The organism is Roseobacter sp. SK209-2-6 (genome assembly GCF_000169455.1).
Taxonomy (GTDB): Bacteria; Pseudomonadota; Alphaproteobacteria; order Rhodobacterales; family Rhodobacteraceae; genus Pseudophaeobacter.
The window spans coordinates 227,001-240,058 of the sequence record NZ_AAYC01000006.1; the positions used below are offsets into that span (position 1 = coordinate 227,001).

Sequence of the window (13,058 nt, forward strand, 5' to 3'; positions counted from 1 at the left end):
TAAGCACACTCCATTTGGCCCGTTTCGGTGAATGGAGTGGAAAGAGGTCGACAGAATAGGGGCAAAGGACTCGACCTGCAGCTTTGATACCGCAGGCAGCAGGCGAAAGGCAAGGTTTGCTAAAACAAGGCCTGCGAAAACTATGGTGGCCCAAATTTAGCCCGGCTTGGCCTAGTCCTTGGCTTGCAACAGCTTCATTGCAGCAGCGTGCAGTTCTGGTGTTGCCGCCGCCAAAGCACGACCACCTTCATGCACCGGGCCACCTTCCCAATTGGTGACGATGCCGCCCGCAGCTTCGATCACTGCAATGGGTGCCTGGATATCATATGCATTGAGCCCCGCCTCGATCACCAGATCCGCCTGTCCAGCCGCAAGCAGAGCGTAAGCATAACAATCCATACCATAGCGTGTCAGCTGAACTTGCCGGGCAACCCTGCGAAAGGCCTGCTCTTCGTCAGCGGTTCCAACTTCGGGGAAGGTTGAAAAGAGGATAGCCTGATCCAGGCTGCTGGTTTTGCGCACCTTGAGAGCAGTTGTACCTTGTGGGCCAGTCACTTCGCCAACACCGGCGCCGCCGGTAAATCGCTCTTGGATATAGGGCTGGTCTATCACCCCCAGCACCGGGCCTTGATCTTCTGAAAGAGCTATCAATACGCCCCAGGTGGGTGTGCCACTGATAAACCCCCGTGTGCCATCAATGGGATCCAATACCCAGGTCCGCCCGGATTTGCTTTCCACTGGCGGAAATTCTTCACCATGAATGCCATCCAAGGGGCGTAACTCCGCCAAGAGGGTCCGCATGGCTTCCTCGGCAGCCCTATCCGCAATTGTGACTGGATCAAAGCCTTCGCTCAGCTTGTTCTCAGTCCCCAAATCGGCCTGGCGGAAAAAGGGCAAGATTGCCGCGCGGGCCGCATCCGCAAGCCGGTGGGCAACTTCGGTATCTGATATGCTCTTCTCACTCATGAAAGAACCGGTGCCACTAATGCGGCCCCGGTTCAAGAAAAATCCAGTTCGTGAGATTTTTTCGCCCAATTCAACCCTGAGCGCACGGGTCCGAAAAAGCGTGCTGTTATGCAGCGTCGCTCAGCACCCGCGCCAGTTCAAACAGGCGACGGCGTTGGTTCTCGGGAATTGAGTAGTAAGAGCGGACCAGATCCAGGGCCTCTTTGTCACCCATCAGATCATCTGGCACTGCGGTGTTCCCGGCTGCTTTTCCATCTTCTTCCAGACCTTCAAAGAAGAAGCTCACTGGAACTTCCAGCGCGTCCGAAATATCCCAGAGCCTCGATGCGCTAACGCGGTTCGCTCCGGTTTCATATTTTTGGATCTGCTGAAATTTGATACCGACCTGTTCGGCCAGCTGCTGTTGTGTTTTTCCGATCAGCCAACGGCGGTGACGGATACGTTTTCCGACATGTACGTCCACAGGATGAGCCATGCGTTTTCTCCTAGTTGTTCCAATAGTCCCTGCCCGGATTGCCGTGTTGCCATAGGTGTCCTTTAAAAAGTTCTGCATTCTGCGAACCACAGGTACACACGGGTACTCAACTATCACGATCAGAGCTCAACCTCTGCTCCGACTGTACGACCTTCGCGGTTGAATTCAAGCCTGCCACCACCCGGATCCCTATTGCAAATGGGCAAATGTATGATTTCACCCATCATTTTGGTGGGTCAAAATAGCCTTTTGACTAGCTAAAAATGGCTCCCCATAAATAGCGAGGTGCAAAAATCGACTGGAACTGCCGATAGTCCAGCCCGAATCACTTGAGAAACAGACAAGGAACCCACCGTAAAATGCTCTGCTTGCGTGTCACTGATTTCAGCGCTCCGCCGTCCTTTTGTGACATCACCTGTGCCGATCCCGGACCTGGACAGATCCGCCTGCGTATCCGGGCCTGCGGTTTGAACTTCGCAGATTTGCTATTGCTGAAAGGGACATACCAAGACACGCCTGACCTCCCCTTTACGCCGGGACTGGAAGTTGCAGGAGAGGTAATCGCCTTAGGTAAAGATGTCGCTAATTTTAACTTGGGCGACCGTGTCGCGGTCTTTTGCGGTAGTGGCGGACTGGCAGAAGAAGGGGTCTTTGAGGCCAGTCGCGCTATCCCAATTCCGGCAGGGATGAGTGACGAAGACGCGGCCGCAATGCTCATCGCTTACGGCACCAGTCACGTCGCTCTGGAACATTGCGCCCGACTACAATCAGGCGAGACCCTTTTGGTCACCGGTGCGGCCGGCGGAGTGGGTTTGACAGCAGTTGAAATTGGCAAATTGATGGGGGCTCGCGTGATTGCCCATGCACGTGGAGCGGGAAAACTTAGAGCCGCTCAAAATGCCGGCGCAGACCACCTGATTGATGATAGCGAGGACCTGCGCGCGATCGTCAAATCTCTGGGTGGTTCGGACGTCGTCTATGACGCGATTGGTGGCGGCGTCTGGAAGGACGCTTTTCGCAGCGCCAACCCTGGTGCGAGACTCCTTCCGATTGGATTTGCCAGCGGCGAGGTTCCGCAAATTCCCGCCAATCATCTGCTGGTGAAAAACCTGACTGTGATTGGCTTTTACATCGGCGGCTACCTAAAAGCACGACCAGAGGTGATCCGCAACTCCTTTGAGACCCTATTCAGGTGGCATGGCGAGGGACGTATCAAACCGCATGTGAGCCATGTATTGCCTTTTGAAAAGACATTTGAAGGGCTGGAAATGCTGCGCAACCGAACCTCAACAGGCAAAGTCGTTATAACGATGTCCTGATTTTCCCAGCCTCCAGTCAGACTACCCTCCTAGGCTCTGTCCGGACTCGTGTTTTGCATGCCAGACCTACAAAAGGCGCAGAAGACCAAAGGCGGCCCTCAAAGGCCGCCTTTGGCAAAATTTGGAACGGTGTTTGCGCCAAGGATGCAATAAACATAGCTGATTGCACCCAGTGCAACCCAATTCCTTGACCGCTTAGCTGGCCACTCTTAGGGCGGCAGGTCGCAAGGCGGCATAGCCCTGTCGAAGGATCCGGGCAAAATCCTCGACATATCCGGCCTGTACGTTATGCGCACCGTATAGGTTGATATGTTGAATAGGTAGATCCGGCAGCAATCCACCGTGATCAATCGCCTCCTGGTGCTCAGGAATTGTGCCTTCCAAAAGCACACCAACCGCAAGATCAGCGCTGATTGTCGCCTCAACGGTGCGGTCGGATTCACTATCCACCGCCATATCCCATTCGATCCCGGCCTTATCCAGCGCCGCGGTAGAGACCGCACGGAAGATACAGGCCCGGCAGAAGCCGAGACGCAAAGGGCGTTGCCGCCAGGCTGACCCACTGGGCGCGCCAACCCAACGCAAAGGCATCTCGTGAATGGTTTCCCCCCCTTCACCCGCGCCACTTTCGGTGGTCAGAATCAAGTCATACTCACCGCGCGCAAAGCCCGCCTTCAGTTCCTTGGTATTCGAAGTCACCAGATTGACGTTGACCCTTGGGAAACTGACATTGAAGCGTTTTAGCGCCTGGGGGATGACCGGGTAGACAATGTCATGCGGGACCCCCAGAACGACCTCCCCCTCAAACGCCTGATCCGTCAGGCGGCTCATCACCTCATCATTGAGCGCGACCATGCGCCGGGCATAGCCCAAGAGCTGCTCCCCTGAAGGCGTAAGTGAAATGCCGCGCCCGGATCGATCCAACAGATCCAGGTCCAAAAGCTCCTCTAGGCGCTTCAGCTGCATCGAGACCGCAGATTGGGTGAGATGCAGAAACCCTGCGGCCCGAGTGACCCCCCCATAGTCCGCGACCGCCACAAAGGACCGAAGCGTGGTGATATCCAAATTCCGTGCCATCACAACTCCTGATGAATGAGATCAAAAACATTCGCTTTCAAAATAGATCATAATCACGCATACACATCAACAGAAATGATGCACTAAGCAAAATTCATCAAACCTTAACGAAAGGACAAAGAAGATGACCTATATTGCAGAAACCTGCTCCCCGGTACGCCGCCGTTTCAGCCTGCTGTCCTTTGTCGCTGATCGAATCGCCCTAATGCAGCAGCGCCACGCGCTTGCCAACCTGGACTGTCGCGCGCTTGAGGACATCGGCATCAACCGCACAGATGCACTGAAAGAAGCTCAGCGTCCCGTCTGGGATGCACCAGACCACTGGGCATGCAAGTAAATGCGAATGAAAAAGACCTGATTTTCTGATGAGCGCGACCATTTGGGCCGCGCTCATTTACCTTTTCCGGTGAAACTTAGCATCCGCACTTGAAGGATGCGGCCAAAATTCCGATATTTAGCAGGAATGCCGCTCTTGCCTCTTGGGGCCAGACCCAGCGGTGAGGGAGTCTTACTAATACGGAGATGATGCCGCATGGCACAGTTTGAAAACATCCGCTCTGCAGCAGGTGTCCGCACCGCAGAGATCGACGAGGGCCTGCGCGCCCATATGAACAAAGTCTACGGCACCATGTCCGTTGGCCTTTTGATCACTGCATTGGCCGCTTGGGCCATTGCCGGTCTTTCGATCACCTCTACCCCCAATGAATACCAAATCGGTGCAGGTCGCTATCTGACCGATCTTGGCTACACACTCTATGTGTCGCCGGTGAAATTCGTGCTAATGCTCGCACCTCTGGCCTTTATCTTCTTTGGCTGGGGCGCCCTAATGCGCCGTGGCAGCGCCGCTGTTGTGCAGCTGGGATTCCTCGCTTTTGCCGCAGTCATGGGCATTTCGATGGGCACCGTGTTCATGATCTACACGCCCTACTCCATTGCTCAGACCTTCCTGGTTACAGCCATCGCCTTTGCGGGCCTGTCCCTCTGGGGCTACACCACCAAGAAGGATCTCTCTGGCATGGGCACCTTCCTGATGATGGGTGTGATTGGCCTGATCGTTGCGATGATCGTCAACATGTTCTTGCAGTCCGGCGTGATGATGATGGCGATCTCCGCCATTGGCGTTCTGATCTTTGCGGGTCTTACCGCATTCTACACCCAGGACATCAAGAACACCTATGTCGCCATGGCCACACAGGGTGACAAAGAATGGCTGGACAAAGCTGCTTATGACGGCGCGCTGAGCCTCTACATCAGCTTCCTGAACATGTTCCAATTCCTCCTCATGTTCATGGGTCAGCAAGAATAAGCTCCGGCTGACATACCAATTCCAGACAAGGGCGGATCACAAAGATCCGCCCTTTTTTGTTTGTTAGTGAGAACTCGATTTTGAAAATTCAGGACATCCCCAGCAAAGAGGGGATTCGTATTGTGCCTTTGTTGCGGGACTTGCATGAATTGCATGTACAAGAGCAACCCATGCGCTTCTTAGCTTCCCCAACAGAGCAAGAGCTGGACCTCTGGCTCTAGGACTGGCTGAACCAAGCAAAGACCCATACCATTGCCGCAGAGAGCCCTCAGGGCGCCATTATGGGCTGTGCAATTTTGTTGAAGAAAGCCAACCTCGGCTTCCTATGCGCGCGCAGGAAACCCGTTTGATGATCCATCACCTGACTGTCCACAGCCCTTTTCAGCGCATGAGGGTCAGCACTGCTTTGATCACTGAAGTAAAGAAATACGCGATAAGCCTCGACGTCAGCAGTATAGTGACCAGCTACGCACCATTTAATGCACATTCAGCAGCGCTCTTCTCACGACTGGGATTGGAGCCTGTGCTTACCTTTGCAGAATGGCGCCCCTGAGCGTGACATAAAAAAACCCCTCCAGAGGAGAGGTTATGCTCTTACCGGAGCATTTTTTCTAGCTGCAGGTTAACCCGGTGGCTAGGGCAACAGTACCACGCCCACTGCCGACAACCTGCACCTCTCCCACAGGGGTGCAGCCCGATTCACCTGCCACCAGCGCACGGAAGGCCTCTGGCGCGATATCAGGCAGGGAAGCGATGACACTGCGTTGTGGGACACTCAGCACCGCTAACCCCGTGCGATCAGCGCGAACAAGCGAGAGGGAGAGCGGCCGCCCCAATACCTCGACAACGCGGGTCTGACTACCGGGCTGAACCAGAGCGGCACCATCAGGCATGCTGGCTGCTGCTACCGGAAGCTCGGCGCTACTGACATCCGGCGGCGAAGACAGGCCTGGCACCGCTTCTGGCATTTGCCCCGGTCCCGCTACAACAGTTAATCCAAGCGCTAAAATCACACTTTTTACCACAACACACCTATTTCACTACATCCCGCGTAAGGCTCTAGATGAAGAATGGGGCGGTGTCTTGTCCTCTTTCCAAAGAAATACTTCGCTTTTTCGAGACTTTTCATTCAACGGAAGTGGCTTCTGCCCTCGGCAGAGGTCGCCCCAAAGGAATCGGAAGCATTTTAGCCAAATTTGCGCGAGCGCGAAGTGAGCTTAGCGCAAAAAGAAAGGGTCACGCAATTTGCATGACCCTCAAACTTGCCATCAAGCAGCCTGAGCTTACTTGATTTTACCTTCTTTGTACTCGACGTGCTTGCGCACAACGGGGTCGTACTTACGGATGACCATTTTCTCGGTCATGGTCCGTGCGTTTTTCTTGGTCACGTAGAAGTGGCCGGTGCCCGCGGTCGAGTTCAGGCGGATCTTGATTGTGGTAGGCTTCGCCATGGTGCTTCTCCTGCGTCCGAAAAGGCAGGGGCCTCTCGGTAAATTCCTATACGAGCGTGGCTTGTACCTGCCACAGCCAGCGAGTCAATAGGATTTGCGTGCAATTCGGGCGGATTTCTATCCTACGCAGGACAAAACCACCCGCACTCCCGCAAAGTTGCTCAAAGCTGCCGGCCACTTCTGCCAATTTGGCAAAAAGCTCAAACTCAGGTAGACTTGTACTGCGCCAACTATTGGGCGCGAATTTCTTGTCTTTGTAACAATTGAGGTTTATCTTATGACCCGCATTTTTTTCGGTTTCGCAGCAGCAATTGCAATTCTCACCTTACAGACGACCACTGCCAGCTCTGATGACTTCACGAGAATCACCACCAAGCAGCAATATGTAAAACTCATAGTTGGTAAGCGCTGGCATGTCGGTGATGGCTACGCTCTTGCGAAACGCAATGGGAAACTGACCGGCGAATTTGGTGGAAAAGAACTTGTTGGGGTCTGGGCTTGGCGCAACAAAATGTGGTGCCGCACCTTGGAAACCCACGCGAAGGACACCGATTGTCAGATCATCTCTGTCAACGGCAAACAGATGCGCATCGTCAAGAACCAGGGCCAAGGTGATATACAGATCATGACCCGAAAATAGCCACATAGCTCCTTCGGGATAACTGCGCAGAAGGCCTGTAAGCCGGATTTTGTCCCCCCGGAGCCATGGCTCCGGGATCGACGACCATTCATCTGCGATGCACATTGCTATGCACCTCTAGCTGCCAACCCGGTCCCTCTCGGCTAAAGCGCGCCTAGCGGCGGTTTCGGATTGCTCCGACCTGCCCGCGCGGGGACCCTATTTGGCATTGCTCCCGGTGGGGCTTGCCTTGCCACCCCTGTTGCCAGGGGCGCGGTGGTCTCTTACTCCACCGTTTCACCCTTACCTGCAAAAGCAGGCGGTTTCATTTCTGTGGCGCTTTCCGTCGGGTTCCCCCGCCCGGGCGTTACCCGGCACCGTTGCTTTATGGAGTCCGGACTTTCCTCTCGCAAAGGGTGACCCTCTGAAAGCGGCCGTCCAGCCTTCTGCGCAGGCTTCAGTTATGCCTCCCTAGCTTCGCGGTCAAGACACCTATGTCCTACGTCGCGCCCCACTCGCGCTCAGAGCGCGCAAGAGCGCAATATCAGCCCCGCAGAGCGCACCCTGCCGCCAGGGCGCGTGACGTAGGCGCAGCGCTTGCAACAACTCCTCAGGGCTGGCCGCCGCGCTGTAACCCGCCGCTTCATAGAGGTTTTGAAAATCGCCCGCCGCTTCCGACGCTTCGGGGCATTCATTGGCAATAGGAGAGTGCGCCGCCAGACCCTGCCGTGCCAGTCGCGCCCAATCAAACCGGGGGCCCGGATCAATCTTGCGCCCCGGTGCCATATCGGAATGTCCAATAACGGCTTCAGGGGGAATCGCCCAACGCTTCAAAATCTGCCCCAGCAAGGCTTCCAGACAGCTGACCTGTGGTTCGCTAAAAGGGTGATCTCCAGCGTTGTCGAGTTCAATACCGATGGAGCGGGAATTTATGTCATCCAGCCCCCGCCACTCACCCGCTCCCGCGTGCCAGGCACGCGCCATTTCCGCCACCATCTGCCAGAGGGTTCCATCACGCCCGATCAGATAATGCGCCGAAACCTCTGCCTCGGCGTCGCACAGGCGCTGCAAGGCCGCTTCGGCGCTGGACATGGCAGTGTAGTGCAACACCACAAGATGTGGCTGCAAACCATTTCGCCTTTCGGTGAAATTGGGGCTCGGGTGCCAAACCGGAGTGCATTTTTGCACTACCGTCTTGGCGCCAGCCCCAGCCATCAGGAGTTCCCGCGTACCGCCAAGCGATAGGGACGTGGATCCCAGCCACAGGCGTAGCCATCCCCATCAGGGTCCAAAACCTTACGGTCCCTTTGTGGTCCACCCGCCTCAAGAAAGGCGAGTTGCGCCAGTTCCGCAGAAGAAAAACCTGCACAGTTGCGAGCCGATCGGCTTTTGAGGTTGATGCCGCTCCGGCTATAGAGCTTGGTCCCAACCGGATGAGAGGTGCTCAGCGCGTATTTCACGATATTTGGAGAGCGTGCCCCGCTTTGGCTTGGCAAGGCGGTAGGCTGTACCTGCTGATACTGTGACCGCTGCTGTTGCAGGCGGGCTGCGTCACTCTCAATGGTTTGCCGTGCAGAGACCGCTTCAAAGCTGTTCTCATCCGAAAGGCCCGGATTTCCCACCAACTGGGGCGCCGGGTTTGAGGGGCTTGCTTCGAGTGGAGCGCGACCCGAATTGCTTTGTGATGCCCGCAATGCTGCAGCCGTTTCAGCAGCGATGTCAGATGAGCCCGTCGAAGAGGTTGTGCTGGTTCCCGCATAGCGCGGCGCAGGTGAGATCGAGGTGGCCGCTCCGGGGAGCGGCTCACTCGAGACTCGAGAAGGTGGAACCAAAGGCTCGCCATAGATGGTGGTCCCCGCCGCTGGCGCAGCCGCAAAGGGATCATTATCCAAACCAACCCCAGCCGCGCTATCCGGCACCCTGGGACTACAGGCGGAAAGGGCGGAAAGACTGCCGATGGCAGCGAGTGCGACGAGACCACGCATGAATTTACCTGCTTATCTGCTCTTCTTTGATTGGGAACTTACCACCATTTTCCGGGTTTTGCTACAAACCCTGCTGCGCTCTCCAATGCGTAGGCGGTGTTCAGCAGATCCCCTTCTTCCCAAGGGCGACCGATGAGCTGAAGACCCAATGGCAATCCTTGCGTATCAAGCCCCGCAGGAACGGCGATGCCTGGCAGGCCAGCCAGGTTCACGGTGACGGTGAAGACATCGTTCAGATACATCTGTACCGGATCCGCATCAATCATCTCACCCAGGCCAAAGGCGGCCGAAGGAGTTGCCGGAGTCAGGATCGCATCCACACCAGCGGCAAAGACCTCTTCGAAGTCACGCTTGATCAGGGCACGCACGCGGCGAGCACGGTTGTAGTAAGCATCATAGAAGCCAGCCGAGAGCACATAGGTGCCGATCATGACACGGCGCTGCACCTCTTGACCAAATCCTGCTGCACGAGATTTTTCATACATCTCGGTGATGCCATCACCCGCTTCCAGAACGGCGCGATTGCCATAACGAACACCATCGTAGCGCGCCAGGTTCGAAGAAGCCTCTGCCGGGGCAATCACATAGTAGGCAGGCAGCGCATATTTGGTATGGGGCAACGAAATATCAACGATCTCAGCACCAGCAGCTTTGAGCATCTCGGTGCCATCAGCCCAGAGCTTTTCGATCTCAGCGGGCATGCCCTCCATGCGGTATTCCTTCGGGATACCGATTTTCTTGCCTTTGATGTCGCCGGTCAGCATGGCCTCAAAATTCGGCACAGCCAGTTCGGCAGAGGTCGAATCCTTCGGGTCATGTCCGCACATGGCTTCCAGCATGATGGCGGCATCGCGGACCGATTTGGTCATCGGTCCGGCCTGATCCAGCGAAGACGCAAAGGCCACAACGCCCCAGCGCGAGCAGCGACCATAGGTGGGCTTGATCCCCACGGTACCTGTGAAGGCAGCAGGCTGGCGGATCGAGCCGCCGGTATCGGTGCCAGTGGCCGCAAGGCAAAGATCAGCCGCAACAGCAGAGGCGGAACCGCCAGAGGAACCACCTGGTGTTAGCTGCGCGTCGTCATTGCCACGGCGCCAGGGACTGACCGCATTGCCATAGGCCGAGGTCTCATTCGAGGAGCCCATGGCAAACTCATCCATATTCAGCTTACCCAGCATGACCGCACCGGCATCTGCCAGTTGCTGCGAAACTGTGGATTCATACTCTGGCTTGAAACCGTCCAGAATCTTGGAGGCCGCCTGAGAGGCAACACCCTTGGTGCAGAAGAGGTCTTTGATGCCAACAGGCAGACCACACATCGCAGGCGCTTCACCTTCTTGAATGCGCGCATCCGCAGCCTTGGCGCGCTCCAGGGCAATTTCCGGTGTTTTGTGCACAAAGGCATTAAGCGCATCTGCGGCATCGATCGCCTTGAGGCAGGCCTCGGTCAATTCCACAGAAGTGGTTTCACCCTTGCGTAGTGCATCACGTGCCTCGGCCAGGCCCAGTTTATTCAGATCGCTCATGTCTTACTCCACCACTTTGGGGACAGCGAAGAAGCCTTCGCGGGCATCGGGGGCGTTGGACAGGATCTTGTCCTGCTGATTGCCATCATTGACCACATCTTCGCGGCGTTTCAGGCGCTGTGGTGTGACCGAGGTCATCGGCTCCACGCCCTCTACATCCACTTCATTCAGCTGCTCGATGAAGCCCAGGATGGTGTTGAACTCTTCTGCCAGTGCAGGCAGAGCATCCTCTTCAACCTTAATCCGGGCCAGTTTGGCCACCTTGGCGGCTGTATTTTGGTCAATCGACATGGAAACCCTCATCTCGTGTTCCCGTTGGCATTTACCGTTGCTCAAGGCGCGCCGCAAGCCTGCGTGCAGGGGCAAAGCCCTATTCCTCCGGATTTTTGCGCAGTTGCGGGCGCCCGAACCGCCCAAAGCGCGGACGATAGTTGCGAAATTATGACGTGGCGCCATGCCGGACAAAGAGGAATAGCCAGATGCCTCCACGCTGCTAGTCTGAGTGCAGCGCATCATAGGCATCATAGGCAGTGAGGAGGAAAGCAATGAGGATCATTTGGCTGGGTCATGGCAGTTTTCGCATCGAGACCGAAGGCAAGGTGCTGCTGATCGACCCCTGGCTGACGGGAAACCCTGTCCTCCTGTCAACACAGCATGAGGCGGCGGTGACCGGCGCCACCCATATTATTCTGACCCATACGCATTTTGATCATGTTGTTGATGTCCTCCCTCTCGCCAAACGGCTGCAGGTGCCAGTCGTGGGCCAATACGACCTAATGGGCTACTGGGGGGAAGCTGAAGGGGTAGAAACCATTGGCTTCAACAAAGGAGGTGCGGTTGATCTGGGTGGGCCAAGGCTTGCCATGGTCCCGGCCTCCCACAGCTCGACCTTTACCACCGAGGATGGGCTCCGCAGCGGTGGCTCAGAAGTGGGCTACATGCTGATGACCGAGGAAAAGACCGTCTATATTTCTGGGGACACTGGAATTATGGCGGATATGGACTGGATGGGAGACTATTATAGTCCTGAAATCGGCATCCTCTGCGCCGGCGGGCATTTCACCATGGATATGCGCCAGGCTGCCTATGCGGCAAAGCGCTACTTCAATTTCAAAACCGTCATCCCCTGCCACTACAAGAGTTTCCCGATCCTTGAACAAAGCGCGAAGGCGCTCATCGAGGGGCTCCCGGATGTCGAGGTGCGAGAACCTGAAATTATGGAGGCGATAGAGCTTTAGCTCGATTGAAGTAGTGGCCCTGCTTTGAGGTCATTGTAGGCTAGGAGCGCTCCCGCCCGTCGCAAGATCCGCACAACGGATCTGCTCCCGTTGGGCCCAGCGCCGGACCTGGTGGTCCGGCGCAAGACCGTTGCGTGCTGTTGCTGAGATAAGCGGCCAGGGTTCGGTAGTTACGCCTAGGGTTTGGGGGATGCCCCTGGTTTGGCTGGATTGAAGGCGGCGCGCGCGGCGGCTGCCTTATCACGACAAAAACAGCCTATGGCATGGTCATTGATCAACCCCATAGCCTGCATAAAAGCAAAAGCCGTCGTTGGCCCGACAAATTTCCAGCCCCGCTTTTTCAAGGCTTTGGAAAGCGCCACAGAGTCCGCGCTGGTGGAGGCGGTCTGGGGGGCAGGCAGATCCTCTGGTTTAGGTTCAAAGCTCCAGAAAAACGCTGCCAGAGATCCAGCCTCTGCGCGCAACTCCTGTGCGCGGGCGGCATTGTTGATCACCGCCTCAATCTTGCCGCGATGGCGAATAATGCCTTTGTCCTGCAAGAGACGCTCAACATCGGCCTGTCCAAACTGTGCCATCTTGTCAAAGTCAAACCCTGCAAAGGCCGCGCGAAAATTCTCACGCTTGTCCAGAATGGTGCGCCAGCTGAGCCCTGATTGAAAACTCTCGAGGCAGATCTTTTCGAACAGACGAATATCGTCGCCCACCGGGTAGCCCCATTCCTCGTCATGGTAGCGCAAGAAGTCCGGCGCAGATGCGCTCCAGGCACAGCGCTGCATTTTATCATCAGCAACAAAGAGATTGGTCATGAGTTTTCCTTCAGGAAGGCCAGGCGAGGGTCTGTCAGTGAGGGTGAAAACTCTATGATCTCAGCGGCAACAACATCCTCTTGAACATAGGGGTCTAGAGCAACGCGTTTATCCAACGCTTCGCGACTGCAGCCATTTGCAAGTATGGCCCCGCCTTGCCCTCGCTCGATCCGCCCGGCGGCGAGGAAGACACCATCCGAAAAACCATTTTGCAGCCAATCCTTGTGCGCATCCAGTATTTCCCCGGCACGTTCTTGGGCATTCGAAAATCTGAGAAAGATGGCGAACAT

Annotated in this window: 17 protein-coding genes and 1 other RNA gene; 6 read left to right on the plus strand and 12 right to left on the minus strand. The window is 56.0% G+C overall.

Translation table 11 applies throughout. The features are described 5' to 3' along the window. Positions 1 to 171 precede the first annotated feature (171 nt). Positions 172 to 966 carry a histidinol-phosphatase gene (hisN, locus tag RSK20926_RS11475; RefSeq protein WP_037254871.1) on the minus strand — a complete coding sequence of 265 codons (795 nt, stop codon included), beginning with the start codon at positions 964 to 966 and terminating at the stop codon, positions 172 to 174. Between the two features lie 106 nt (positions 967 to 1,072). Next, entirely contained in the window at positions 1,073 to 1,441 is a 369-nt protein-coding gene (locus RSK20926_RS11480; RefSeq protein ID WP_008206862.1) for a helix-turn-helix domain-containing protein, read from the minus strand. Positions 1,442 to 1,800: 359 nt separating this feature from the next. On the opposite strand from RSK20926_RS11480, the gene RSK20926_RS11485 reads away from it, so the two are divergent. Continuing rightward, positions 1,801 to 2,760 (plus strand): NADPH:quinone oxidoreductase family protein, encoded by a 960-nt coding sequence (locus RSK20926_RS11485; RefSeq protein WP_008206864.1) that lies wholly within the window; start codon positions 1,801 to 1,803, stop codon positions 2,758 to 2,760. Between the two features lie 195 nt (positions 2,761 to 2,955). Here RSK20926_RS11485 and RSK20926_RS11490 read toward each other — a convergent pair whose 3' ends face one another. Continuing rightward, the gene (locus RSK20926_RS11490) at positions 2,956 to 3,837 is read right to left on the minus strand and encodes a LysR family transcriptional regulator (RefSeq protein ID WP_008206866.1); all 882 of its coding nucleotides are present in this window, start codon (positions 3,835 to 3,837) and stop codon (positions 2,956 to 2,958) included. Between the two features lie 124 nt (positions 3,838 to 3,961). On the opposite strand from RSK20926_RS11490, the gene RSK20926_RS11495 reads away from it, so the two are divergent. The 3 genes from RSK20926_RS11495 to RSK20926_RS23485 all read left to right on the plus strand — a co-directional run bounded on the left by RSK20926_RS11495 (position 3,962) and on the right by RSK20926_RS23485 (position 5,696). Then, positions 3,962 to 4,174, plus strand: coding sequence for a DUF1127 domain-containing protein (locus tag RSK20926_RS11495; RefSeq protein WP_008206868.1), 213 nt, complete (start codon positions 3,962 to 3,964; stop codon positions 4,172 to 4,174). A gap of 195 nt (positions 4,175 to 4,369) precedes the next feature. Beyond that, positions 4,370 to 5,143, plus strand: a complete 774-nt coding sequence (locus tag RSK20926_RS11500) for a Bax inhibitor-1/YccA family protein (protein ID WP_008206870.1) — start codon at positions 4,370 to 4,372, stop codon at positions 5,141 to 5,143. Between the two features lie 325 nt (positions 5,144 to 5,468). After that, positions 5,469 to 5,696: a GNAT family N-acetyltransferase gene (locus RSK20926_RS23485; RefSeq protein WP_008206871.1), complete on the plus strand. Its 228-nt coding sequence runs from the start codon at positions 5,469 to 5,471 to the stop codon at positions 5,694 to 5,696. A 58-nt stretch (positions 5,697 to 5,754) separates the two neighbouring features. On the opposite strand, the gene RSK20926_RS11510 is transcribed toward RSK20926_RS23485, so the two are convergent. Continuing rightward, the gene (locus RSK20926_RS11510) at positions 5,755 to 6,111 is read right to left on the minus strand and encodes a hypothetical protein (protein WP_008206873.1); all 357 of its coding nucleotides are present in this window, start codon (positions 6,109 to 6,111) and stop codon (positions 5,755 to 5,757) included. A 315-nt stretch (positions 6,112 to 6,426) separates the two neighbouring features. Beyond that, positions 6,427 to 6,594: a 50S ribosomal protein L33 gene (gene rpmG, locus RSK20926_RS11515; protein ID WP_008206879.1), complete on the minus strand. Its 168-nt coding sequence runs from the start codon at positions 6,592 to 6,594 to the stop codon at positions 6,427 to 6,429. A gap of 277 nt (positions 6,595 to 6,871) precedes the next feature. Between rpmG and RSK20926_RS11520 the strand changes: the two genes are divergently transcribed. Next, positions 6,872 to 7,234 (plus strand): hypothetical protein, encoded by a 363-nt coding sequence (locus RSK20926_RS11520; protein WP_008206880.1) that lies wholly within the window; start codon positions 6,872 to 6,874, stop codon positions 7,232 to 7,234. Between the two features lie 22 nt (positions 7,235 to 7,256). On the opposite strand, the gene rnpB is transcribed toward RSK20926_RS11520, so the two are convergent. The 5 genes from rnpB to gatC form a co-directional block, all read right to left on the minus strand. Continuing rightward, positions 7,257 to 7,663: RNase P RNA component class A (gene rnpB, locus RSK20926_RS22100), an RNA gene on the minus strand. Positions 7,664 to 7,705: 42 nt separating this feature from the next. Then, positions 7,706 to 8,428, minus strand: a complete 723-nt coding sequence (locus RSK20926_RS11525) for an N-acetylmuramoyl-L-alanine amidase (protein WP_008206881.1) — start codon at positions 8,426 to 8,428, stop codon at positions 7,706 to 7,708. Then, positions 8,428 to 9,198, minus strand: coding sequence for a hypothetical protein (locus tag RSK20926_RS11530; protein WP_037254796.1), 771 nt, complete (start codon positions 9,196 to 9,198; stop codon positions 8,428 to 8,430). The genes RSK20926_RS11525 and RSK20926_RS11530 overlap by 1 nt, the downstream gene beginning before the upstream one ends. Before the next feature lie 38 nt (positions 9,199 to 9,236). Then, positions 9,237 to 10,724: an Asp-tRNA(Asn)/Glu-tRNA(Gln) amidotransferase subunit GatA gene (gene gatA / locus RSK20926_RS11535; RefSeq protein ID WP_008206883.1), complete on the minus strand. Its 1,488-nt coding sequence runs from the start codon at positions 10,722 to 10,724 to the stop codon at positions 9,237 to 9,239. Between the two features lie 3 nt (positions 10,725 to 10,727). Then, positions 10,728 to 11,015, minus strand: a complete 288-nt coding sequence (gatC, locus tag RSK20926_RS11540) for an Asp-tRNA(Asn)/Glu-tRNA(Gln) amidotransferase subunit GatC (protein ID WP_008206884.1) — start codon at positions 11,013 to 11,015, stop codon at positions 10,728 to 10,730. Between the two features lie 254 nt (positions 11,016 to 11,269). Here gatC and RSK20926_RS11545 point away from each other — a divergent pair, with 254 nt between their 5' ends. Next, entirely contained in the window at positions 11,270 to 11,962 is a 693-nt protein-coding gene (locus RSK20926_RS11545) for a metal-dependent hydrolase (RefSeq protein ID WP_008206885.1), read from the plus strand. 176 nt (positions 11,963 to 12,138) lie between these two features. Here the strand turns inward: RSK20926_RS11545 and RSK20926_RS11550 are convergent, their stop codons facing one another. Next, entirely contained in the window at positions 12,139 to 12,768 is a 630-nt protein-coding gene (locus RSK20926_RS11550) for a DNA-3-methyladenine glycosylase I (protein WP_008206886.1), read from the minus strand. Beyond that, complete coding sequence (locus RSK20926_RS11555; protein WP_008206887.1) at positions 12,765 to 13,058, minus strand: YciI family protein; 294 nt, start codon at positions 13,056 to 13,058, stop codon at positions 12,765 to 12,767. The genes RSK20926_RS11550 and RSK20926_RS11555 overlap by 4 nt, the downstream gene beginning before the upstream one ends.

Bases quoted from the DNA above. Each gene is read 5' to 3' on its own strand.
- RSK20926_RS11485 (WP_008206864.1), top strand. From the start codon at position 1,801: ATGCTCTGCTTGCGTGTCACTGATTTCAGCGCTCCGCCGTCCTTTTGT.
- RSK20926_RS11525 (WP_008206881.1), bottom strand. From the start codon at position 8,428: ATGGCTGGGGCTGGCGCCAAGACGGTAGTGCAAAAATGCACTCCGGTT.
- RSK20926_RS11490 (WP_008206866.1), bottom strand. From the start codon at position 3,837: ATGGCACGGAATTTGGATATCACCACGCTTCGGTCCTTTGTGGCGGTC.
- RSK20926_RS23485 (WP_008206871.1), top strand. From the start codon at position 5,469: ATGCGCGCGCAGGAAACCCGTTTGATGATCCATCACCTGACTGTCCAC.
- RSK20926_RS11520 (WP_008206880.1), top strand. From the start codon at position 6,872: ATGACCCGCATTTTTTTCGGTTTCGCAGCAGCAATTGCAATTCTCACC.
- hisN (WP_037254871.1), bottom strand. From the start codon at position 966: ATGAGTGAGAAGAGCATATCAGATACCGAAGTTGCCCACCGGCTTGCG.
- rpmG (WP_008206879.1), bottom strand. From the start codon at position 6,594: ATGGCGAAGCCTACCACAATCAAGATCCGCCTGAACTCGACCGCGGGC.
- gatC (WP_008206884.1), bottom strand. From the start codon at position 11,015: ATGTCGATTGACCAAAATACAGCCGCCAAGGTGGCCAAACTGGCCCGG.
- RSK20926_RS11500 (WP_008206870.1), top strand. From the start codon at position 4,370: ATGGCACAGTTTGAAAACATCCGCTCTGCAGCAGGTGTCCGCACCGCA.
- RSK20926_RS11550 (WP_008206886.1), bottom strand. From the start codon at position 12,768: ATGACCAATCTCTTTGTTGCTGATGATAAAATGCAGCGCTGTGCCTGG.
- RSK20926_RS11495 (WP_008206868.1), top strand. From the start codon at position 3,962: ATGACCTATATTGCAGAAACCTGCTCCCCGGTACGCCGCCGTTTCAGC.
- RSK20926_RS11480 (WP_008206862.1), bottom strand. From the start codon at position 1,441: ATGGCTCATCCTGTGGACGTACATGTCGGAAAACGTATCCGTCACCGC.
- RSK20926_RS11555 (WP_008206887.1), bottom strand. From the start codon at position 13,058: ATGTTCGCCATCTTTCTCAGATTTTCGAATGCCCAAGAACGTGCCGGG.
- RSK20926_RS11545 (WP_008206885.1), top strand. From the start codon at position 11,270: ATGAGGATCATTTGGCTGGGTCATGGCAGTTTTCGCATCGAGACCGAA.
- RSK20926_RS11510 (WP_008206873.1), bottom strand. From the start codon at position 6,111: ATGCCAGAAGCGGTGCCAGGCCTGTCTTCGCCGCCGGATGTCAGTAGC.
- gatA (WP_008206883.1), bottom strand. From the start codon at position 10,724: ATGAGCGATCTGAATAAACTGGGCCTGGCCGAGGCACGTGATGCACTA.
- RSK20926_RS11530 (WP_037254796.1), bottom strand. From the start codon at position 9,198: ATGCGTGGTCTCGTCGCACTCGCTGCCATCGGCAGTCTTTCCGCCCTT.